Genomic DNA, 21,517 nt, shown 5'->3' on the forward strand with positions numbered 1-21,517 from the left:
ACCTTCCTGCTGGCCTTCTTAAGTAGAAGGTTCGTCCAAGCCACTAAAAAATATAAAGTGATAGGAGCGGAGGGAAGTCGACTCCTGCGGGAACAGCACGAGTCCGAAGACCCCACAGCGAGCGGTTTTTGCGAGCGAGGAGGCTGAGGCCGTGCCCGCGGAAAGCGACTTTCCGCAGCGCAAATCACGATTCTCTCATTGTGGTGGTTAGTTGCTAGAAAGCAGTCATTTCAAGTTTTCACTGGTTCGCAGTTTGTGTCAACTGTTAGATATTATTTTTTAAATTAAAGCCACAAAAAATCCGCCTGTTTAAGGGCGGATGGTTGTGCGTTTGTTTGCTTTGTTACAGGAGATATCTTAGGTCTTGTGACCATTGGAGTATGTCGAGGAAGAAACGACTGACTCCTGTGCCGACGACGATCGCAATTAATAGCAGCAGCAATCGCGCTTCAGCTGCACGTCCTTTTCGAAATAAAGGATCAAAATTAATTGCCTGCAGCACGCGCCATGTAATTAAAATAAAAATGATATGAGAAACGATTCCCGTCACGGCCGTAATTCCAATTGAATCCAAAATACCACACCTCAACATTCATTTGTACGATTTATTATCTAGTGTTACTGTGCCACGAATGCTTGGCTTTGTCAATTATGCCATAACCACCACTTCAGCAGCACAGCTGTCATCCACGAATCGACATACGTCCTGTCATTTCCCGGGAAATATCGACAGCAACAGCACGTTCAAATGAAAAACCACCCACTTTATGCTTTTCAGCTTTGTGGGTGATTTTATAACTGACCTGTGCTGTTGAACGCATGCACAGACACATGTATGAGAATTGGTTACCCCGTAATATCCAAACGGTTCATTGCCCGTTTGAGTGCCATTTCGGCCCGGTGATAATCGATTGCATCCTGCTGAGACTCAAGGCGGCGTTCGGCACGTTCCTTGGCCCGTTTGGCGCGTTCGATATCGATTTCAGTTGGAACTTCAGCTGATTGTGCCAAAACGGTGACTCTGTTTTTATGAACTTCTAAAAAGCCGCCATTGACTGCAACCATATCCTGTTGTTCACCATTCTTCAGCCGGATGGAACTGATGGTGAGTGGTGCAACCATAGGAATGTGATCAGGCAAAATACCAAGTTCACCGTTTTCAGCTTTACAGCTGATCATTTCATATTCTTTTTCCAATACCGGGCCGTCAGGAGTAACAACACTGACTGTTAGTGTTTTCAACGAAACCCCTCCTTAGTATGGCAGCAGCCTTATTCCATGCCCTGAGCTTTTTCGACAACTTCCTCGATGCGTCCGACGAGACGGAATGCATCCTCTGGAAGGTCGTCATGTTTGCCGTCAAGGATCTCTCTGAACCCTTTTACTGTTTCAGAAACAGGCACATATGAACCTGGCATACCTGTAAACTGTTCGGCAACGTGGAAGTTCTGTGACAGGAAGAATTGAATCCGGCGTGCGCGGGAAACTGTCTTCTTGTCTTCATCGGACAGTTCATCCATACCAAGGATCGCGATAATATCCTGAAGCTCGCGGTAGCGCTGAAGTGTCATTTGGACTTCGTTCGCCACTTCGTAGTGTTCTTTCCCGACTACTTCGGGTCCAGCGCACGTGATGTGGAGGCAAGCGGGTCAACGGCAGGGTAGATCCCTTGCTCTGACAGCTTACGATCCAAGTTTGTTGTCGCATCAAGGTGTGCGAACGTCGTGGCTGGCGCTGGGTCTGTGTAGTCATCCGCCGGCACGTAAATAGCCTGGATGGATGTAACAGAACCTTTGTTCGTGGACGTGATTCGCTCTTGGAGCTGACCCATTTCAGTTGCCAATGTCGGCTGATAACCAACCGCTGAAGGCATACGGCCAAGCAAAGCAGAAATTTCCATACCTGCTTGGGTGAAACGGAAAATATTGTCAATAAACAAGAGCACGTCAGCACCCTGTTCATCACGGAAATACTCAGCCATTGTCAAACCAGTCAGCGCCACGCGCATACGGGCACCAGGCGGTTCGTTCATCTGACCGAAGACCATTGCTGTTTTTTCAATAACACCAGAGTCTTTCATTTCAAAGTAAAGGTCATTACCTTCACGTGTACGTTCACCAACACCGGCGAATACTGAAATACCACCGTGTTCCTGGGCGATGTTGTTGATCAGTTCCTGAATTAGAACTGTTTTACCTACACCCGCACCACCAAAGAGGCCGATTTTACCACCTTTAATGTATGGTGCAAGCAAGTCAACGACTTTTATGCCAGTTTCAAGAATTTGTGTTTCGGTTGACAAATCTTCAAACTGTGGTGCTTCTCTGTGGATCGGCTCTCTGCGAACGTCTTCTCCCAATGGTTCGTCAAGGTCAATATTGTCACCAAGCACGTTAAACACTCGGCTGAGTGTCACGTCCCCAACGGGAACAGATATCGGATTACCGGCATCAATGACTTCCATGCCGCGCTTGACGCCTTCTGTTGAGTTCATTGCGATCGATCTGACGGTATTATCGCCAAGGTGAAGGGCGACTTCCAGCGTTAAGTCAATATCAACTTCCGAGCCGGAGCCAGCTTCAGCCTTGACAGTTAAAGCATTATAAATGTCTGGGAGGTTGTTGTCATCGAATTTAACGTCAACAACAGGTCCCATGACTTGTGTAATATGTCCTTTCGACATCGATTTCCCTCCTCACTGACTACCTTAAATAACAACAATTTATTCGAGTGCGGCCACTCCGCCAATGATCTCGGTGATCTCTTGTGTAATGGCTGCCTGGCGAGCCCGGTTATATGATAATGTTAAGTCATCAATCAGCTCATTAGCATTATCAGTAGCACTTCGCATCGCTGTCATCCGTGCAGCGTGTTCACTGGCTTTTCCGTCCAGCAACGCTCCGTAGATTAAGCTTTCAGCATACTGTGGAAGGAGTACGGCCAGAATATCCTCCTGGTTTGGTTCGTACTCATAGTTGCTTTTGGATGCTTGTGCGTCAATTTCTGTAATAGGCAATAGTTTTTTCTCAGTTGCTTTTTGAGAAATGGCGCTTATGTAGTGATTGTAAAAAATGTTCAATTCGTCAATTTCTTCATCACTGAACATTTGCACCGCTTCCGAGGCCAATTCCTTGATCTCTGAGAAGTTCGGCTGATCATGCAAGCCGATAATACTCTGTGCAACCGGCAGATTGCTCTTTTTACAAAATTCATAGCCGACACGGCCAATGGCAATAATGGTATATTCACTTGTCGAACTGTGCCGCTCTTCAAGTGTGTGCATTAAATGTCTTAAGATACTGCTGTTATAAGGACCTGCCAAGCCTTTATCCGATGTTATAACAAGATAACCGGTCTTTTTGACTTCACGTTTCTCAAGCATTGGATGGCTGGCGTCGGAGTTATTGCTCGCAATATTAGCCACAACTTCCTGAATCTTATTGCTGTACGGGAGGAATGACCGAGCATTTTGTTCTGCTTTTGACATTTTAGATGCAGATACCATTTCCATGGCACTCGTAATTTGTTTCGTTTTCTGTGTGGAATCTATACGTCCTTTAATTTCTCTTAATGATGCCAAGCTGTTTCACCGCCCTTCCTGAACAGATATCAGAGGCTGGATCGTATGGCAGAATACATCCGACATATTCTCCAGCGTCATGAATTTGTATTTAAATGGTTACGATCAGCTTTCTGTTGGCAGGAACGTTTTCTTAAAGCCTTCGATTGCTTGTACCATATCATCGTCTTCCGGAAGCTTGCCGGTGTCACGGATTGTCGCAAGTACTTCTTTACCGTTATCTGCGAGCCATGCATTGAACTCACTCTCAAAACGCGTAATATCTGATACAGGAATATCATCCAGGTAGCCTTTTGTCAGGGCATAGATGATCATAACCTGATTTTCAACAGCAAGCGGTTCGTGGAGACCCTGTTTCAGTACTTCAACTGTACGTTCACCACGGCTCAGTTTAGCCAAAGTCGCCTTGTCGAGATCTGACCCGAACTGGGCAAATGCCTCAAGTTCACGGAATGATGCCAAGTCAAGACGCAGTGTACCGGCTACTTTTTTCATAGCCTTGATTTGGGCTGAACCCCCAACACGCGATACAGAGAGACCCGGGTTGATCGCCGGACGAACACCTGAGAAGAACAAGTCTGACTGCAGGAAGATCTGTCCATCGGTGATTGAAATAACGTTCGTCGGGATATAAGCGGAAATGTCGCCTGCCTGTGTTTCAACAAATGGCAAGGCAGTCAATGATCCGCCACCTTTGGAATCGTTCAGCTTGGCTGCACGCTCCAAAAGACGTGAGTGCAGATAGAAAACATCTCCTGGAAATGCTTCACGGCCTGGCGGACGACGCAGGAGCAAGGACAATTCACGGTATGCTGCTGCCTGTTTTGACAAGTCATCATACACGACAAGAACGTGCTTGCCGTTATGCATGAATTCTTCACCCATTGAAACGCCTGAGTAAGGTGCCAGATACTGAAGCGGTGCCGGTTCTGAGGCACTTGCAGTTACAACGATGGTATAATCAAGTGCACCATAACGGCGGAATGTTTCAACCGTGCCGCGAACAGTGGATTCTTTCTGTCCGATGGCTACGTAGATACAAATCATGTCTTGGTCTTTCTGGTTCAGAATTGTGTCCACTGCAACAGTTGTCTTACCCGTCTGGCGGTCACCGATGATCAATTCACGCTGACCGCGGCCGATTGGCACAAGTGCGTCAATCGCTTTAATCCCTGTTTGCAATGGTTCATCAACGGATTTACGAGCCATAACACCTGGAGCAGGTGATTCGATTGGACGTGTCTTTGAAGTTTCAATAGGTCCTCTGCCGTCTACCGGCTGCCCCAATGGATTGACGACGCGTCCGAGAAGTGCTTCCCCGACTGGCACTTGCATGATGCGCCCTGTGCGGCGCACTTCATCGCCTTCCTTAATATCTGTGTATGGGCCAAGGATTACAATCCCCACGTTGGATTCTTCAAGGTTTTGTGCCATCCCCATGACGCCATTTGAGAACTCAAGCAGCTCTCCTGACATGGCATCATCAAGACCATGGGCACGTGCGATACCGTCACCGATTTCAATAACCGTGCCGACATCACTGACTTCTATGTCTGAATCGTAATTTTCGATTTGTTGCTTAATCAGAGTACTGATTTCTTCAGCCTTGATGCTCATACCATTTCACCCCTATCTTCAATTGTTCGCTAGTTTCATGCTGCGTTCAATACGCTCGAGTTTGCTGCTGATGGTTCCGTCAATGATGGTGTTGCCCATGCGGATTTTAATGCCGCCCAGTATTGAAGGGTCTACAACCGGTGTGAAAATGACCGACTGTTTGCCAAACCGTTTGGCCACACTTTTTTCAAGGTTTGATAGTTCCTCAGAGGACAATTCGCGAACAGAATAAATTGTCGCTTCTCCAAGACCTCTTGACTCATTGACTCTGTCGACAAATTCATCAACAATCGCAGGCAGCAGATTAATACGGTGGCGTTCCACCAGTAGCTTAAGCGTATTTACAACAAGCACGGAGCAGGAATTGAACGTTTTGGCAACGAATGCCTTTTTGTCGTCCATCGAAAGACGTGGATGCGACAGAAAAGGGACAAGCTGCTGGTTATTCTCAAACACTGTTTTCAGTGTACGGAATTCTTCAACAAGCTCATCGATGGTACCCTTTTCGTTGCCCGACTGATACAGGGCATCGGCATAACGTTTGGCTACCACGACCTCGCTCATTTTTCTCCTCCTGCTTCTTTGATGTATTCATCGATCAGTTTTTCCTGATCTTGTGCACTGATTTCTTTTTCAATGACTTTACCAGCGATCATAACGGATAATGAAGCCACTTTGTCCTGGAGTTCCTGAAGTGCTTTTTCTTTCTCGTTATTGATCTCTTCTTGAGCGGCTGTTTTAATCCGCTCTGCCTCTTCACGTGCGGCAAGGACAATGTCTTTCTCTTGTCTTGTGCCGGCGTCTTTGGCATCTTCTATAATTTGCTGGGCTTCCTGCCTTGTTTGTTTCAATTGTTTAGCTGCTTCAGCGCGATCTTTCTCAGCTTCAGCACGGCTTTGCTCGGCTGTATCAATTTCACTGGCGATATGCTGTTCCCGTTTTTGCATCATATCAACAACGGGGCGCCAAGCGAATTTACCGACAAGCAGAAGCAGTACGATAAAGAAGACGAGCTGAAAGATCATGTCACCAACGTTCAGTCGGCCTACTGCATACAGCATTGTCATATCTGCTAACACATGCACGTGTTCCACTCCTTTCACCTGCAATCAAGCCATTTGTCAGATTCCAAATCATTCATACCACAAACAACGGCGAAGGTTTACGTAATCTTCGCCATGTTGATGGTTCCGTATGTTCTTACGCTGTGAATAGGGCAATAAATGCGATAACAACGCCGATAATTGGCACAGCCTCAACCAGACCAACACCAATGAACATAGTTGTTTGCAATTGACCTCTGAGTTCTGGCTGACGGGCAATCCCTTCTACTGTACGGCTTACGATCAAACCGTTACCTACACCTGCACCAAGTGCACCTAATCCTACTGCGATTGCAGCTGCTAAAGCTCCCATAATATAAATCCTCCTCGTTTTGTTTATGAGTTATAAATTCCTTTTTAAAAGGATTGAATCAATTGTTTACATTTTCAAGCGGCCTTTATGCTTTTTCTACCTTGTGAGAGATATACACCATGGATAGAATTGTAAAGATAAACGCCTGGATTCCGCCGACAAACACACTGAAACCTTGCCATGCGAGTAATGGTATGAATCCTAAAACACCACCAAGAATTCCTGATGTAACGAGTGTTACCAGTAATCCGAGCAATACCTCGCCTGCATATAGGTTTCCAAAAAGACGTAAACCCAATGTGAGTGTATTGGCAAATTCCTCTACTATTTTAATAGGGAACATAAACCATACTGGACGGAAGTAATCTTTAAAGTATTCTTTCCCGCCTTTTAACTTAACCCCGTAATAATGGGACATTACAATCACCATGGCAGCCAGTGATAGTGTAATACCTGGGTCTGCTGTTGGAGATTTCCACCACAATTCGTCACCGACAACACCACTTGTCATAACACCGAGTAAGTTCCCCACTAGAATATAAGTGAAGAGTGTCAAGGCTAGCGGCAAAAACATTCTGCCGGTTTTCCAGTCCATCGTGTCGTTGATGATGCCTTTTACAAAATCAAGCACCCACTCCATGACGTTCTGGGCCCCGGTCGGTTTCATCTGCAGCTTGCGGGCTCCCAAAACACACAGGACAAAGACAATCAATGATGTGACGAACATCATCAGGATGTTTGACGGGTTGAAATCAAGCCATGGTATGCCAAACACATTCTCCCATAGTGGTGCTTCATGATCGGCCATATCAGTCACCTCTCTCTCATAAATTAGTCTTTGTTTCTGAATACAATCATGTCAGCCATTATGACGATGTAGGACGTCACTAGCCCTATGACGACGGCAATCAGGTTGACGTGTTCTTCAAATCGAATGGCGATGATGATTGCAAATGCAGCGGCAGCGAATCTTGACAATGTGCCAATTCCGCGTGTCTTTGTTTTGGAGACAATTGCACCGGTGAATTCGGCAACTTTTTTCTGGAGCAGGAACATGTTGTAAAAACTGACAGCACCGCCCAGGAGAAGCCCTGCAAAAATTGACGTATACGATGTAAATCCCCAGCCGAGAACAAACAAGGCCATGAGATAGAGCATCCATTTACGCTGACGGTTCGACATTTCTTCATAATTCGACATGATCGCTTTCTCCTTCAATGCTACACAAAGCGCCCATTTAAAAATTGAAGGCAATAGTGAGCCTGTCCAGCTCTCTTGAAAAGCTTTTGCCTATCAGATCCGAATCACCCTTGAATTATGAAAACGGGAACATTCTTCACGCTATGTATTCCTTGTGCAAAAAATTTAACGAAATTGCAACCCTTGCCACCTACACGCTAGTAGTTTACCAATAGGTGCTGCCGGTTGTCAATCACTTTAGGTCAGTCCTCCAAAACTACAATTCCGCTAAGCTGACTTGTCGCATCAACACTAAGTCATTATAAAGGAAAAACCACTCGTGTGAACGTGACATTTCTGTGAACAATCTTCCCACATTTTTATTCAATACTCCAAACCACTGTTTTACGATAAGTCGTCTTTTTTTCGTAGAGAGAGTTGCTTTAACAGTTAAAGCCTTCAATGAATGGTTGACACAAACTGCGAACTAATGAAAACTTGAATGACTGCTTCTGGCAACTAACCACCACAATGAGAGTATCGTGATTTGCGCTGCGGGAAGTCGCTTTCCGCGGGCACGGCCTCAGCCTCCTCGCGGAAAGACCACCGCTGTGGGGTCTTCGGACTCGTGCTGTTCCCGCAGTCAACCATGTATCGCGAAAAGCGCTATACACCACAAGGGGATGAAAATAGATGTAGGGTGGCGATACTAGTGCTACGGCTGGATGAGGAAGGTCGATACTCCTTGGTGCCTTAGAGCCCTACCCGCAGTCTGACTCCTTCGACCACGGCGCATCACTTATTGTTGCTCCCTTTCGGGAAGCACTCATGGTAGATTAACCCTATTCTGGTTGTTGCGCCAGCCTTAATAAATAACGGATGCCGTATGTCTTAGGAAGGAGATCAAGAACACATTATCTTACTAACCTAAATGCACCAATACAGCGACGCTCTCATCTTAGTTTTTTTAAAAAACATGAGCTGCGTCTACTTAAATATTGTCTTTTTGCGATTCTTAAGAGATTTAATTTTCATGGTAGGAGTCGACTTCCCTCCGCTCCAATCACTCTATTTATTCAGTGGCTTGGACGGTTCTACTCATAATAAGAGCTGGAAAACTGATTTCTCATATCCAGCTCGGGGAAAACACGGAGACTCCTGTGGGAGCAAAAGCCTAGATGAGACCCCGGAGGTCGTCAGACCGAGGAGGCTCATCAGCGCCCACTGGACGCGGAGTGTTTTCCCCGAGCGATTGCCAGAGGCAGTCATAAGTTAGTTCGCAGTTTACATAAACTAAGTCTTAATAAATAACAGCTGTCTAAATGAAGACGGTTTAATATAAAAAGCCAAAAGGGGCTTTATTCGATCCATTCCTTTTGGCTTTTTACTTTTTTTAGTGGGATGGCGGTATGAATATGTCTGTTTCGATTGTTTCGATCGTACCGTCTGCCAGTTCCATAATAATCATGCCTTTATACTCACCTGGAGGACCGATTTCTTTTTTGTTCATTTCACCTTTATTTAATCCCTGTTTGACGTCTCGGTCTTCCAGTAATACACGTTCATGAATGAGTGTGTGTGGATTGTATAAGTCAATCTTTAAGTCTTTAACATCCTCTGTCATATAATATTGGTAGGTATACGCATCAGCTGAAAAAGGTTTTAGTGTGACCCCGATCCCCATCGCTTTCGGATAGTCGGCTGTCTGGTTCATGTATAGGTACGGAATGTGAAAGGTTTCGGATCCTTCCTTTAACTGCAAATACCCTTGATGAAGGCCGCTGTCCTGACGCATCGATGTGACTGTCATTCCGATGGAGATGGTTGCTGTTTCATGCGGTGGGACCGTAAACGTTTTAGGAAGGTCCCACACGACACCAGCTTCTTTCTTCGGCATGACAAACGTGTATGTGAGACTTTCATCACTCACATTTTCAATCGTAAGATCGATGGTTTCCTTTTGGCTGTAGTCCGCAAATTTCCCATAGGTTAAAAATCCCTCGTGTATAATTGTATCTGTTGTGCGGGCTTGATCAAGTTGGATGTCGCCTGCTCCTTGTTCTATTGGAGTGAGACGTTTGCCTGTGGGATCTGCAAGCGGGTTTGCGGTTGTTGTGAGTGCATTGGTCAGTTTTTTATTTGACCAGTCTGGATGGGCTTCTTTTAAGACTGCCAATGCCCCTGCCACGTGCGGTGCTGCCATGCTTGTGCCCTGAAGCTCTTTATAGCCTCCTGGAACGGTACTCCATATATTGGCGCCCGGCGCTGAAATTTCCGGCTTAATATTCCAACTGACCGTTACTGGACCACGTGAACTAAAGGCTGCCATATGTTTCTCAGTGGTGCTATAGACCGTTTCCAGATATAAATGATCACGGTCTGCCATTGCTTTGATGAGCGCCTCACCAGCTTTTTTTGAAATACCGGCAGCAGGAATCGAAATCGGTTTTTCCCCAGCTACAGAGCCTTGAAATGAGCCATCTTCCTTATTCATCACCAGCAGAGCTTTTGCCCCTTTTGCCTCGGCTTCCTGTGCCAACTCATAAAAAGGGGTTTGACCACGTTTAGTCAGTACTATGTGGTCGGTCACATTACGGGAGGGATCTGTCAGCTCCGCAAAAGGGAAATCTTTTGACAGGGCCCATGGAACTGAACCCCGCATAGGCTGGAGCGCAATGTCCTGATCCAGAACAGGCACATATAATTCAGGCATCATGGTTTTCGGTGCAGTGGCGCCGACACTCAAAGCATTTACAGCTGTCGCCGGTGAGCCAACTGTCCAATCACCAGGTCCGTCGTTGCCATTTGCGATGACAATCATGGTGCCTTTCTCTGTGGCCCTGTTGACGGCCTGGCTGGTCGGGTAATCAGGCCCATTGATGGCGTTGCCAAGCGACAGATTAACCACGTCCATTCCGTCTCTCACAGCTTCCTCAAGCGCTGCGATTACCTGTACTGATGTGCCCTGCCCACCAGGGCCAAGCGCTCTGTAAGCATAGAGTTCAGCATCTGGTGCGACCCCTTTAAGTGCCCCATCGCCCGCAATAATGCCTGCCACGTGTGTACCATGGATGGTCGGGATCCCCTCAGAGACTTGGGTTTCCATAGGTTCATCATCCAAATCAACCAAGTCATACCCACCCTTGTAATTGTCAGCCAGATCCGGATGGTTGAAGTCTATCCCTGTATCTATGACGCCAACTTTCACGCCTTTTCCTGTAAATGGTGTCGTATTCAAATCTCCGGGGATCACCTGAGGATTGATGAGGGCATCTTGTTCTGATACTGGGCCAGGGAGAGACGCCTTAACCGGCAATTCCGCTTGTGAAGCAGCAAGGTCTCCGTGGGGATGGTTATAGGTTGTGACAGGGTGGATCGTTTTTATAAAATCGTGGGATGCGATCCGGGCCATTTTTTCCTGGGGGCCTTTCACTGCCACTGCTTGAAGCAGCAAGTCATAAACATCCACCACTTCTATGTATGGGTGATGGCTCACGATGATTTTAGCACGCTCAGCAGGATCCCCTTCCACTTCCAAGATCATTGTTTTCTGATTCTCATGATCGGGAGCAGATTGCACGGTGGCAAAAGGTATCATCATGGTCATCATCACAGAGACTATTAACAAAAAACGCATATGCTACCCTCCCTTTTCAGATAGATGTAGTATTTGAAAATGAGAGCGATAATATGTAAGGATTTTGATCGTTTTGTAATGAAAAAGACCTGATACGCACGTGGTAACAGGTCTTTTTCTATGGATTTATTGGTTGGCAAAATAGGACTTGATGGCATCGGCGATACGTGCGGATGCTTGCCCATCACCGTACGGGTTTGCTGCTTTAGCCATTTTTTTATATTCAAGGCCATCTGTCAGCAGCTCGTCCGCCAGATTAAAGATTGTATCTTCATCAGTGCCGGCCAGTTTCAAGGTGCCTGCTGCAATGCCTTCCGGACGTTCTGTCGTATCACGCAGCACAAGCACTGGTACACCAAGTGAAGGCGCCTCTTCCTGCACCCCGCCGGAATCGGTCAGAATCAAGTGGGCCCTGCTGGCGAAATTGTGGAAATCCACCACGCTGAGGGGGCGATCAATTGAATGCGGTCATCTTTACCCAGTATTTCGTCTGCAGTCTGTCGGACCATAGGGTTTAAATGGACCGGGTAGATCACATGAATATCCTTATGCGTCTCTACCAACCGCTTGATCGCCCGAAACATCTGCTGCATGTTGGCGCCAAGGTTTTCTCTGCGATGAGCCGTCATGAGAACAAGACGTTTGTCCTCTATCGCATCGAGAATAGGACTATTGTAATCATCCTTCACCGTTGTTTTCAGGGCATCGATAGCCGTGTTGCCTGTAACAACAATCGTTTCAGGATCTTTGTTTTCTTCAAGCAAATTCTCTTTGGCTTGCTCTGTCGGAGAAAAATGCAAGTCTGCCATCACACCTGTAAGTTGACGATTCATTTCCTCAGGGTATGGACTGTATTTATTCCACGTGCGGAGCCCTGCTTCAACGTGTCCAATCGCGATCTGATTGTAATAGGCGGCAAGGGACGCAGCAAAAGTTGTGCTCGTATCCCCGTGCACAAGTACGATATCCGGCTGTGCCTCTTTCATCACTGTGTCCAGACCTTCCAGCGCCCTCGTTGTGATCTGGGCAAGGGTCTGCTTGTCCTTCATAATATTGAGATCATAATCTGGCTGAATGTCAAAAATACCGAGGACCTGGTCAAGCATTTCCCGGTGCTGGGCCGTCACAGTTACGATGGACTCAAATTGATCAGGGCGTTTGTTCAATTCTAGAACAAGCGGCGCCATTTTAATCGCTTCAGGCCGCGTCCCAAAGATTGACATCACTTTAATGCGTTTTTCCATTATCATGTACACTCCATTACGTCATATTTTCCTATGTCGCATGTGCTTTTATTTGGTGCCGAACAATCTGTCACCAGCGTCACCAAGACCTGGAATAATGTAGCCTTTTTCATCGAGCTTCTCATCTAGTGCTCCCAGGTAAATGTCAACATCAGGATGTTCTTTTTTGATGACTTCCACACCTTCAGGAGCAGCAATCAGGCACATCAGGCGAATATGTTGAGCGCCGCGCTTTTTCAGAGAATGAATAGCGTCGTTGGCAGAGCCTCCGGTGGCGAGCATTGGATCAATGACGATGAGCTCACGGTCTTGAATATCGGACGGCATCTTAAAATAGTATTCGTGCGGCTGCAATGTTTCCGGATCACGGTACAATCCCACATGGCCAACACGCGCTGCCGGAATCAGTTTACGAACACCATCAACCATACCGAGTCCTGCTCTCAGGATCGGAACAAGACCAATTTTCTTTCCGGCCAGAACTTTGGCTTGGGTTTCCATAACAGGGGTCTCAATCGTTTTTTCCTGGATAGGCAGGTTGCGCGTAATTTCAAAAGCCATCAGCATTGCCACTTCATCGACCAGCTCACGAAATTCTTTTGTTCCAGTATTTTTATCACGAATATACGTCAATTTATGTTGGATCAGCGGGTGGTCCAGTACGTGTACATGTCCCATCGTTCAACACTCCCATATTTTTTATTTGCATCCTGTAAATTGTACAGAAAAAAGGCTTTTGATTCAACCGATTACCCGGAATGTTTGTCAGCGAGTCGGGGTGTATTGAGGTAAACACGGGAGCGGCTGGGATATGCGCCCTTGTTTGGGGATTTGCACATTCATTTTCGGATATGCACATTCAATTCCGGATTTGCACATTCAATCCCGGATATGCACATTCATTCCCAGATATGCACATTCGTTCTCGGATTTGCACATTCAATCCCGAATATGCACATTCAATCCCGAATATGCACATTCAATCCCGGATATGCACATTCATTCCCAGATATGCACATTCAGCCGCGGTTTTGCACATTCAATCCCAGATATGCACATTCAGCCGCGGATTTGCACATTCAATCCCAGATATGCACATTCAGCCCCACCACACCGAAAAAAGACATCCGACCCCGGATGTCTTTTCTCCTTCATTATGCGTACAGTACGAACTTGCCGGTAAGGGCATCGACTCTTGACCGGGAAGTTTCGAGCTGTTGCTTGTCCTCATGGTTTTTGAGTGTATCAGCAATGATGCTGGCGATTTCTTTCATATCTTCTGTTCCAAAGCCGCGTGTTGTGACAGCTGCCGTGCCAATTCTGACACCACTTGTGACAAAAGGACTTTCCGTGTCAAACGGGATGGTGTTTTTGTTCGTTGTGATCCCGATATCGTCTAAAACTTCCTCGGCGATTTTACCAGTCAAATTGAGCGGTTTGACGTCCATTAACAGCAAATGGTTGTCTGTTCCACCTGAAACGACGCGAAGGCCTTCTTCCTGCAGTGCTTCTGCCAAGGCTTTAGCGTTGTCAACAATGTGCTGGGCATATGTCTTGAACTCGTCTGACAGAGCCTCTTTAAAAGAAACAGCCTTCGCAGCAATCACGTGCATAAGAGGGCCGCCCTGCATGCCCGGGAATACAGATTTATCGATCTTTTTGGCATCGTCTGCTTTACATAGAATCATCCCCCGCGTGGTCCACGGAGCGTTTTATGTGTGGTTGTGGTCACAAAGTCTGCATATGGAACCGGATTCTGATGCAAACCAGCGGCCACAAGACCGGCAATATGGGCCATGTCCACCATGAGATATGCGCCAACTTCATCGGCGATCTCGCGGAACTTTGCAAAGTCTATTTCACGTGAATAGGCGCTTGCCCCTGTTACGATCATTTTCGGCTTGACCTCTTTTGCTTTTTGCAAAACATGGTCATAATCAAGTTGCTCTGTCTTTTCTTCCACACCATAATCAACAAAGTTATAAAGTTTACCACTGAAATTGACTGGGCTTCCGTGGGTTAAATGACCCCGTGACTCAGATTCATGCCAAGTACTGTATCCCCGGGTTCAAGAAACGCTTGGTAAACCGCCATGTTCGCCTGAGCACCAGAGTGGGGCTGAACGTTGGCATGTTCTGCGCCGAAAAGGGCTTTTGCACGGTCACGCGCCAGATTTTCCACGATGTCAACGTATTCACAGCCGCCGTAATAGCGGCGACCTGGATAACCTTCAGCATATTTGTTCGTTAATACAGAACCCATTGCTTCCATAACAGCTACTGATACAAAATTTTCTGAGGCGATCAGTTCGATCTTATCCTGCTGGCGTTTTTTCTCCTTGTTGATGGCTTCAAACACTTCATTGTCTGCTTGTTGTAAATGTTTCATATGTAAACCTCCCAAATAGATTAAGTGATGCCAAAAGAAATCCCCTTAACAGGGGACCGTCAAAGCATTAAGATTCCTTTGACGGGTATTGGGCGCGAGCGCCGCCAATCAGTTTCGGCCGGGTTACCGCAAATGATGCGCGTGCATCACCGACAGTATCTTGTCCAAATCTGAGCGGAACAGCCACGTGCTTTAGATGCATCCCGATCATGGTTTCTCCAATATCAAGACCAGCATCTGCTTTAATGGATTCCACCAGAACAGGATCTTCCATCTTGCTAAAGGCACAGGCTGCCATTGAGCCGCCTGCGTTTGGGACAGGAACTGCAGTGACTTCAGTGAGTTCGAGATCGAGCATGGTATCACGTTCGACAACAAGAGCCCGATTCAAATGTTCACAGCACTGAAAAGCCAGTCGCAAGTCTTTTCGGTCAACAAGCTTGGAAACGGCTTTATAAATGGTATCTGCTACTTCTTCACTTCCCGCTGAACCAATGGCTTTTCCGGTAATTTCACTTGTGGAGCAGCCAATCACAAACACGTCATCTTCTCTGAGTTTCTCTTCTCTCAGCCAATTAGACACAATCACATCAATATCCTGTTCAATCTTTTGCATATCTGCAGTCATTAAAGCACATCCTTTTTAAAGATTTTTGCTCTCATATGCATCAATTTTACCTACACGGTTCTGATGGCGCCCGCCTTCAAATTCTGTTTCCAGAAATGCTTTGGCGACCTCTCTAGCCAGCCCTGGGCCAACGACACGCTCGCCCATTGCAAGGACATTGGCATTGTTATGCTGTCGTGTGGCTTTAGCACTGAAGACATCGTGGGTCAGGGCACAGCGAATGCCTTTAACCTTATTGGCAGAAATGGACATGCCTATGCCTGTGCCGCAGATAAAGATGCCCCGGTCAAACTCTCCTGAAGCAACACGTTCTGCAGCTGGCAGGGCATAATCCGGATAATCCACGGATGTGCCGCAATCACAGCCGGCATCTTCATATGAAATATTCATTTCATCAAGCAACCCTTTTATCTCTTTGCGAAGTTCAACACCGGCGTGATCAGATGTTAAAAGGACTTTCATTTAAAACAGCTCCTTTAGTAAGGTATGGTGTCTATCTCTCATTATCGAACTTTAAAGACGGATATATGCTTTTTCAGGCTTTGCGATTGCTTTTCCAGCTCTTGTGCCAGATGATCGAGCGATTCAATTGTACTGGACTGTTCATAAACAGCTGCATTGACTTCTTCGGCCCCGGCGGAGGTCTCTTCCGCTACAGCAGCTACTTCTTGCGATTGGGCTGCCGTTGTCTGGATGGACTGCAACTGCTTGTCCAAAAGCCCCGTCATTTCATCAATATCATTCGCCACTTCCAGAACTGAATTGGACATACTTTCGATTGCTTCATTTGTCTCTTGGCCATTTGCCGCCTCTCGTTTGGCATAAGAGACATTTTGATTGATTTGCTCAACAACGTGAAGGACATTCCCCTGCATAGCCGATATAAGATGTGTGATCTCGTTAACCGCATGGGCACTTTGATCGGCCAGCTTGCGGATCTCTTCTGCCACAACCGCAAACCCTTTACCATGTTCACCGGCACGGGCTGCTTCAATCGAGGCATTTAATGCAAGCAAATTTGTTTGTTCGGCAATATCGCCCACCATGGAAATGATCGATTCAACACGTCCAGTATGCTCTTTCAGCTGATTGACATCATTGAGAGAGGCTGTCTGATCAGCTGCCAGCGCCTGAATGCCTTCTACTAATTGATGTACCACAAATTGGCTTCTGTTAAGCGTTTCAAGCATTGCCTGCGATTTTTCCTTAGAGTCGCTCGCTTTGTTCTGAACCGTTTCAGCGAGGTCAGTCGCTTGTTCCACAGCAGCAACTGTTCCTTGGATCGCTTCAGACGAACTTTCGGCACCTTTTGAAATGTCATCAATAGAAGCACTGATTTGCTGTGTGTGCTGTGACACCGTATGTGAAGCTGTCTTGATTTTAACAACTGTTTCATTGGTGTGCTCAAAATGGTTTTCGATGTTATGCACCATTGTTTTCAGATTGGCAAGCATCGAATCAAATGCAACAGTGAGCGCCCCGATTTCATCGTCTGATGCATGGATATCAACCGTTTGGTTTAAATCCCCTTCCGCTGCGTTGGTCGCCACACGCTCCAGTTTCTCAAGCGGTCTTGTTATAAAACCTGCTGCCAGGTAAGCCAGTAGCCCGGACCAGAAAACACCGCCCAAAAGAATCAAAATCGAGTACAACTCAAACGAAACCGCCCAATATTCTTTGATATAGTCATAAAGCACATACATGAATAAAGCACTTGTGGAATACGTAATCACAGCCAAAATGGTTGTAAACATCATCAACTTCAACCGCAGCCCGGCCCGATATCTTTTTCTCATAAAGCTTCCCCCGTTTTACCTACTGATCTGCTTGATGCTGAATTTTTTTCATAAGATGGTCCATGCAGGCGTCAAGCTCGTTCAAGGTATGTTCATAAACAGATATATCTCCGCCAAAAGGATCTGAAATGTCATAACTGATTAAAGTCATTTCCAGCTTTTCAATCGCTGTCATTTCCGCCTTGAACCTTTCGCGCAAAGCTTTATCCAGCTCAACCATGCTCATGTTCTGACCATGCTCGCGAACGAACAACGCCCGCTTTGTCTCAAGATCAGCATAGCGTTCTCTTAATTCTTCCCATACTTTATTATCGGCCGAAGATACGTATTCTTTTAGCGTGAAAAATTTCTCCTGATAAGCCGGATAATCAGTCATAAGATTTTGTTTGTGGCCGGTGGTCATGCTGAGCACCACATCAGCCCAATTCAACAGCTTATCATCTACGGGCTGTGTTTGATGATCCAGTGTGATCCCCCGCTCCGCCAGTGCTTGAATAGCCTGTGGATTAGCAGGTTCATTTTTACCGGCAAAAATACCTGCTGACCGGACTGCTGTGTCTGGGTATTTTTGTTTAAGAAGGGCCTCGGCCATGGGGCTGCGGCATGTGTTTCCCGTACAAACAAACAAAATGTTCATCATTGATCCCCCACACTCTTGGTCATAACTTTTTCTATACGTCATGTTCGTTTCTATTATCAATATATCATACATACATCACTGAAGGCACAAAAAGTCACTCACATTTATTCCACAAAAAAACCTCATGCCTACACATGAAGTTTTTGATCTTTAACCAAAAATAAAATACAATCCGAATGCACACAGAATACTTCCGCCGAGCATTTCGCTGTAAACCCCAAGAACGCTCCGTGCTTTTCTCCCCAACAGCAGACCGCTTAAAGTTAATCCCATACTGACAAAGCCGAACATAACGATGGCCATAACTGTTTGAAATCCGGTAATGCCGAGGCTGAGCCCAACGGAGAAACTATCCAGACTCACACTGAAAGCCATTAGTATCAGCCCTGCTCCAGCCGGGGCCACAAGCGGAGTTGCTTGATAATTAAATGCAGAGAAAAACATTTGCGCGCCAATTGCAAATAGCAAAAGCCCCCTGCAAGTGCAGCAATCTGATCAATCTGACCAGACAAAACATGGCCCGCCGCAATGCCCGCAGCCGGCATCATCACGTGGAACGCGCCCACTGTTAAACTGATCAGGGCAATACGTTTGAGTCTGAGACGCTGCATCCCCATGCCAAGACTAACGGAAAAAGCATCCATCCCCAAGGCAAGCGCCATAAATAATAGTGACATCCATTCTGCCGTCATTCCTCATCCTCCTCGGACATGCTTCTGCCTCATACATATGCATGTCCAGGAGATATTATGAGAAGCCGTTCATATTATCATCGGCCGCTTTCTTAAGCCGATTCATGATGGCCAGACCAATGCCCTCCTCAGGGAATGTTTCACAAAAAATGACGTCAACATCACTTTTCTTAAACAGTCGTAAGCCGTCATACAAACGCTGTGCCACTACCGGCAGTTCATCGCCCAGTGTATAGATTCTGTCAGCGTGTATGTCCTTTGCCGTGTGATCTGTTGCTAAAAGCCCAACCCGTTTGCCTTGAGCTTGCTCAGCTGTAATCTGCTTCTGTAAAAAGTCAGCTGTGCCGCTGGCCAGAATAAGCGGAACTTCCGGGGCATAATGGGTATATTTCATCCCCGGTGCTTTAGGCTGCGAGGTGGTTGCCACCAGAGCAGGATCTGTCATAACACTTCCCCAGGCTGCTTTAATTTGGTCCTGCGTGATGGCGCCTGGCCTTAGAATGACGGGGATTTCCCCGGTGCAATCGACCACCGTTGATTCAAGACCCACACCTGTTTTGCCGCCGTCAATCAGTCCGTCAATACGTCCATATAAATCTGCCCAGACGTGATCAGCACGAGTAGGGCTCGGTTTTCCAGAAGTGTTCGCACTCGGTGCTGCGAGTGGGATATCGCAGGTGCTTAACAACCTTTGGGCGACAGGGTGTGCCGGCATGCGAATGCCAACTGTGGATAAGCCGGCCGTGACATTTGATGCACATACCCCATTGCTCCTGAGCACAAATGTAATCGGACCTGGCGCAAATGCTTCAATCAGACAGTCAGCGAGTGGTGTCAATTCTTCCACAAGGTTCTGTAATTGATCTTTGGTCGCAACATGCGCAATCAGAGGGTTGTCAGCCGGACGTCCTTTCGCCGTGAAAATACGCTGTACAGCTGACTCATTTGTCGCATCAGCCCCAAGTCCATAAACCGTCTCGGTCGGAAACGCAACTGTCTTGCCGCTTTGAAGCATATGGGAAGCATCCAAGACTGCCTGGTCTGCAGGCTCCTGACCTGACGACGGTGCATGAGACGTCAGGTTCCATCGTTTTGTTTCTATCATATAGGTCAGCCTTTCTTGAACCATTTTAAAAATAAATGGCTTGCACCTGTTGGGCAAAGCCATGACGAAGAATCTATTTATTAGTTTAGGCCAAACCTGGCTGATACGCAAAAGTTAACCCCGCAAAAATTCATCCACATATATACACAGCTTTAAAAGCTGATTTATTCACGATTAAGCGTTACTTACTTGTGGATATCCACAGTGGAATTTCATTTTCCCACAGTTTTTATACAGCTTATGCACAAGTGACTGTGGATAGTGTGAATAGACTGATGGTAATGTTTACGATATGTGGTAAATCCACCACTTCCCTGCCTGTTCGGGAGCTTGAACATCCCCTGGAGTGACAGTCGTTTCATCAAATTGTAAAGCCGTTAGCAGTGTATCAACTTGGGGCTGATGACTGTGGACGTAGAGGGCCTGGGCACCTTTTTCCTTTGCCATATTGATCACCGTCTCGATCAGTACAATCACAGAACCGGCCATTTCCGGGGTTAGCTGAAGTTGCCTGAGCCAATATACATCCGACTTAACCTGCTCCAAAGCGAAACACCCTGCTGTTAGGCCATCATTATCCACAACATATCCACAGGTCTTAAGCAATTGCTGGTCCAAGTCTGGATTAAGTGTGAGTAACTGGTCAATTGTACCGTCTGTTACATGTTCAGCGCGAATGATTTTCATACGATCACCTCTCGTAGTCTGGTACTCTGGCAAAGTGCGCCTGCCAGAGTTGAATCTCTACCAGTCTATGTGAGGACTCTCTCATCTATGACCAGCCAAGCCAATCAAATAGAAAAAACTTAATTTTAACGCCATCATCTTCCTGGTCATCTGCATGAGCAGTAACCTGTTCAGTTGCCCCAGGCTCTTCCTCCGCTTCGTCTTCACCTGTGCTTGTTCCGTTTGAAAAGTCCAGAAAGCAGAGCGGCGGGAATAAGACACACCACCAATTCGCACCTTGTCCCTCGCCAAGTGTAATCAGCACAGCTTCATATTCACCAGCAGGATAAACGTAAGATCCATATAGCTTAACCGGAAAGTTGACATTTTCACCATAAGATACTTCATAACTTTGTTCAGAGCGCTGTTCGTTCAGAATGCCTGCAACAGTTTCTTGAATATCTGGAATCCGTGAAGCAATCAGGTCTCTTGCAGTCTGGATATCGGTTAAATGCTCGACCCACCCATTAATCTGGTCATTAACGGCGTCTCGCACCTTGTGCTTAAGCTCTTGATCTTTTTCAGAGTCGCTGTTGGCAAGAATCCTCAGGCGAATGGCTTCATCGGGGATAACTTGAAAAGATTCGCCCCCAGCTTGTTGCGTGACACCTTGGTTCGGCATGCTAAAAAGTAAAATAACACTAATCATTGCAATAAAAATAACCTGTCTCATCTCCCGCACCCCTTTTGTGTTTGTTATTCACAGTATGGGCAGCAAGAGAATCTTTTAAACTCCTAAAACACTTTTATTTTTAGCCTTGCGAGAATAATAGACTTTGAATTACTTAGCGAAAACCTGGAAACGACTGCTTCTGGCAGTCGCTCGGGGAAAACACTGCGCTTTCCATGGGCGCTGCTGAGCCTCCTCG

Annotated in this window: 19 protein-coding genes and 4 pseudogenes; all 23 read right to left on the reverse strand. The window is 46.5% G+C overall.

Translation table 11 applies throughout. The features are described 5' to 3' along the window. Window positions 1–343 precede the first annotated feature (343 nt). The 23 genes and pseudogenes from JNUCC1_RS05470 to spoIIR all read right to left on the reverse strand — a co-directional run bounded on the left by JNUCC1_RS05470 (window position 344) and on the right by spoIIR (window position 21,321). Window positions 344–574, reverse strand: coding sequence for a DUF1146 family protein (locus JNUCC1_RS05470; protein WP_231746997.1), 231 nt, complete (start codon window positions 572–574; stop codon window positions 344–346). 109 nt (window positions 575–683) lie between these two features. Next, entirely contained in the window at window positions 684–821 is a 138-nt protein-coding gene (locus JNUCC1_RS05475; RefSeq protein ID WP_156644480.1) for a hypothetical protein, read from the reverse strand. Between the two features lie 25 nt (window positions 822–846). Further along, on the reverse strand, window positions 847–1,242 hold the full coding sequence (locus tag JNUCC1_RS05480; RefSeq protein ID WP_156644481.1) for a F0F1 ATP synthase subunit epsilon: 396 nt from the start codon (window positions 1,240–1,242) through the stop codon (window positions 847–849). Window positions 1,243–1,271: 29 nt separating this feature from the next. Next, a pseudogene (gene atpD, locus JNUCC1_RS05485) lies at window positions 1,272–2,683 on the reverse strand (F0F1 ATP synthase subunit beta). Window positions 2,684–2,722: 39 nt separating this feature from the next. Further along, window positions 2,723–3,580, reverse strand: coding sequence for an ATP synthase F1 subunit gamma (gene atpG, locus JNUCC1_RS05490; RefSeq protein WP_156644482.1), 858 nt, complete (start codon window positions 3,578–3,580; stop codon window positions 2,723–2,725). Window positions 3,581–3,685: 105 nt separating this feature from the next. Further along, window positions 3,686–5,197 (reverse strand): F0F1 ATP synthase subunit alpha, encoded by a 1,512-nt coding sequence (atpA, locus tag JNUCC1_RS05495; RefSeq protein ID WP_156644483.1) that lies wholly within the window; start codon window positions 5,195–5,197, stop codon window positions 3,686–3,688. Between the two features lie 18 nt (window positions 5,198–5,215). Continuing rightward, window positions 5,216–5,761, reverse strand: coding sequence for a F0F1 ATP synthase subunit delta (locus JNUCC1_RS05500; protein ID WP_156644484.1), 546 nt, complete (start codon window positions 5,759–5,761; stop codon window positions 5,216–5,218). After that, window positions 5,758–6,282, reverse strand: a complete 525-nt coding sequence (gene atpF, locus JNUCC1_RS05505) for a F0F1 ATP synthase subunit B (protein WP_442915418.1) — start codon at window positions 6,280–6,282, stop codon at window positions 5,758–5,760. The genes JNUCC1_RS05500 and atpF overlap by 4 nt, the downstream gene beginning before the upstream one ends. 115 nt (window positions 6,283–6,397) lie before the next feature. Beyond that, window positions 6,398–6,613, reverse strand: a complete 216-nt coding sequence (gene atpE, locus JNUCC1_RS05510) for a F0F1 ATP synthase subunit C (RefSeq protein WP_156644485.1) — start codon at window positions 6,611–6,613, stop codon at window positions 6,398–6,400. An 85-nt stretch (window positions 6,614–6,698) separates the two neighbouring features. Further along, window positions 6,699–7,421: a F0F1 ATP synthase subunit A gene (gene atpB / locus JNUCC1_RS05515; RefSeq protein WP_156644486.1), complete on the reverse strand. Its 723-nt coding sequence runs from the start codon at window positions 7,419–7,421 to the stop codon at window positions 6,699–6,701. Window positions 7,422–7,444: 23 nt separating this feature from the next. Continuing rightward, window positions 7,445–7,813 (reverse strand): ATP synthase subunit I, encoded by a 369-nt coding sequence (locus JNUCC1_RS05520; protein ID WP_156644487.1) that lies wholly within the window; start codon window positions 7,811–7,813, stop codon window positions 7,445–7,447. Window positions 7,814–9,185: 1,372 nt separating this feature from the next. Next, complete coding sequence (locus JNUCC1_RS05525; RefSeq protein WP_156644488.1) at window positions 9,186–11,429, reverse strand: S8 family serine peptidase; 2,244 nt, start codon at window positions 11,427–11,429, stop codon at window positions 9,186–9,188. A gap of 126 nt (window positions 11,430–11,555) precedes the next feature. After that, window positions 11,556–12,673 (reverse strand): annotated as a pseudogene (gene wecB, locus JNUCC1_RS05530) (non-hydrolyzing UDP-N-acetylglucosamine 2-epimerase). Window positions 12,674–12,721: 48 nt separating this feature from the next. Continuing rightward, window positions 12,722–13,351 carry a uracil phosphoribosyltransferase gene (upp, locus tag JNUCC1_RS05535; RefSeq protein WP_156644489.1) on the reverse strand — a complete coding sequence of 210 codons (630 nt, stop codon included), beginning with the start codon at window positions 13,349–13,351 and terminating at the stop codon, window positions 12,722–12,724. 476 nt (window positions 13,352–13,827) lie between these two features. Then, window positions 13,828–15,061, reverse strand: a pseudogene (gene glyA, locus JNUCC1_RS05540) (serine hydroxymethyltransferase). A 67-nt stretch (window positions 15,062–15,128) separates the two neighbouring features. Continuing rightward, a complete protein-coding gene (locus tag JNUCC1_RS05545) occupies window positions 15,129–15,689 on the reverse strand; it encodes a TIGR01440 family protein (protein WP_156644490.1) in 561 nt (186 codons plus the stop codon). Between the two features lie 15 nt (window positions 15,690–15,704). Beyond that, complete coding sequence (rpiB, locus tag JNUCC1_RS05550; protein WP_156644491.1) at window positions 15,705–16,151, reverse strand: ribose 5-phosphate isomerase B; 447 nt, start codon at window positions 16,149–16,151, stop codon at window positions 15,705–15,707. A gap of 41 nt (window positions 16,152–16,192) precedes the next feature. Further along, window positions 16,193–17,485, reverse strand: a complete 1,293-nt coding sequence (locus JNUCC1_RS05555) for a methyl-accepting chemotaxis protein (RefSeq protein WP_156644492.1) — start codon at window positions 17,483–17,485, stop codon at window positions 16,193–16,195. Between the two features lie 19 nt (window positions 17,486–17,504). Then, window positions 17,505–18,125, reverse strand: a complete 621-nt coding sequence (locus tag JNUCC1_RS05560) for a low molecular weight protein arginine phosphatase (protein ID WP_331713618.1) — start codon at window positions 18,123–18,125, stop codon at window positions 17,505–17,507. 150 nt (window positions 18,126–18,275) lie between these two features. After that, a pseudogene (locus JNUCC1_RS05565) lies at window positions 18,276–18,817 on the reverse strand (manganese efflux pump MntP). 55 nt (window positions 18,818–18,872) lie between these two features. Beyond that, window positions 18,873–19,922, reverse strand: coding sequence for an L-threonylcarbamoyladenylate synthase (locus tag JNUCC1_RS05570; protein ID WP_156644493.1), 1,050 nt, complete (start codon window positions 19,920–19,922; stop codon window positions 18,873–18,875). A gap of 285 nt (window positions 19,923–20,207) precedes the next feature. Further along, window positions 20,208–20,609, reverse strand: coding sequence for a GNAT family N-acetyltransferase (locus JNUCC1_RS05575; RefSeq protein WP_156644494.1), 402 nt, complete (start codon window positions 20,607–20,609; stop codon window positions 20,208–20,210). 85 nt (window positions 20,610–20,694) lie between these two features. Beyond that, window positions 20,695–21,321, reverse strand: a complete 627-nt coding sequence (gene spoIIR, locus JNUCC1_RS05580) for a stage II sporulation protein R (protein ID WP_156644495.1) — start codon at window positions 21,319–21,321, stop codon at window positions 20,695–20,697. Window positions 21,322–21,517 lie beyond the last annotated feature (196 nt).

This window comes from Lentibacillus sp. JNUCC-1 (assembly GCF_009741735.1).
GTDB lineage: Bacteria > Bacillota > Bacilli > Bacillales > Amphibacillaceae > Lentibacillus_B.

Coding starts and splice junctions, on each gene's coding strand:
- rpiB (WP_156644491.1), bottom strand. CDS start 16,151: ATGAAAGTCCTTTTAACATCTGATCACGCCGGTGTTGAACTTCGCAAA.
- atpB (WP_156644486.1), bottom strand. CDS start 7,421: ATGGCCGATCATGAAGCACCACTATGGGAGAATGTGTTTGGCATACCA.
- atpE (WP_156644485.1), bottom strand. CDS start 6,613: ATGGGAGCTTTAGCAGCTGCAATCGCAGTAGGATTAGGTGCACTTGGT.
- spoIIR (WP_156644495.1), bottom strand. CDS start 21,321: ATGAGACAGGTTATTTTTATTGCAATGATTAGTGTTATTTTACTTTTT.
- JNUCC1_RS05475 (WP_156644480.1), bottom strand. CDS start 821: ATGCGTTCAACAGCACAGGTCAGTTATAAAATCACCCACAAAGCTGAA.
- JNUCC1_RS05520 (WP_156644487.1), bottom strand. CDS start 7,813: ATGTCGAATTATGAAGAAATGTCGAACCGTCAGCGTAAATGGATGCTC.
- atpA (WP_156644483.1), bottom strand. CDS start 5,197: ATGAGCATCAAGGCTGAAGAAATCAGTACTCTGATTAAGCAACAAATC.
- JNUCC1_RS05500 (WP_156644484.1), bottom strand. CDS start 5,761: ATGAGCGAGGTCGTGGTAGCCAAACGTTATGCCGATGCCCTGTATCAG.
- JNUCC1_RS05570 (WP_156644493.1), bottom strand. CDS start 19,922: ATGATAGAAACAAAACGATGGAACCTGACGTCTCATGCACCGTCGTCA.
- JNUCC1_RS05560 (WP_331713618.1), bottom strand. CDS start 18,125: ATGATGAACATTTTGTTTGTTTGTACGGGAAACACATGCCGCAGCCCC.
- JNUCC1_RS05545 (WP_156644490.1), bottom strand. CDS start 15,689: ATGACTGCAGATATGCAAAAGATTGAACAGGATATTGATGTGATTGTG.
- JNUCC1_RS05525 (WP_156644488.1), bottom strand. CDS start 11,429: ATGCGTTTTTTGTTAATAGTCTCTGTGATGATGACCATGATGATACCT.
- upp (WP_156644489.1), bottom strand. CDS start 13,351: ATGGGACATGTACACGTACTGGACCACCCGCTGATCCAACATAAATTG.
- JNUCC1_RS05575 (WP_156644494.1), bottom strand. CDS start 20,609: ATGAAAATCATTCGCGCTGAACATGTAACAGACGGTACAATTGACCAG.
- JNUCC1_RS05555 (WP_156644492.1), bottom strand. CDS start 17,485: ATGAGAAAAAGATATCGGGCCGGGCTGCGGTTGAAGTTGATGATGTTT.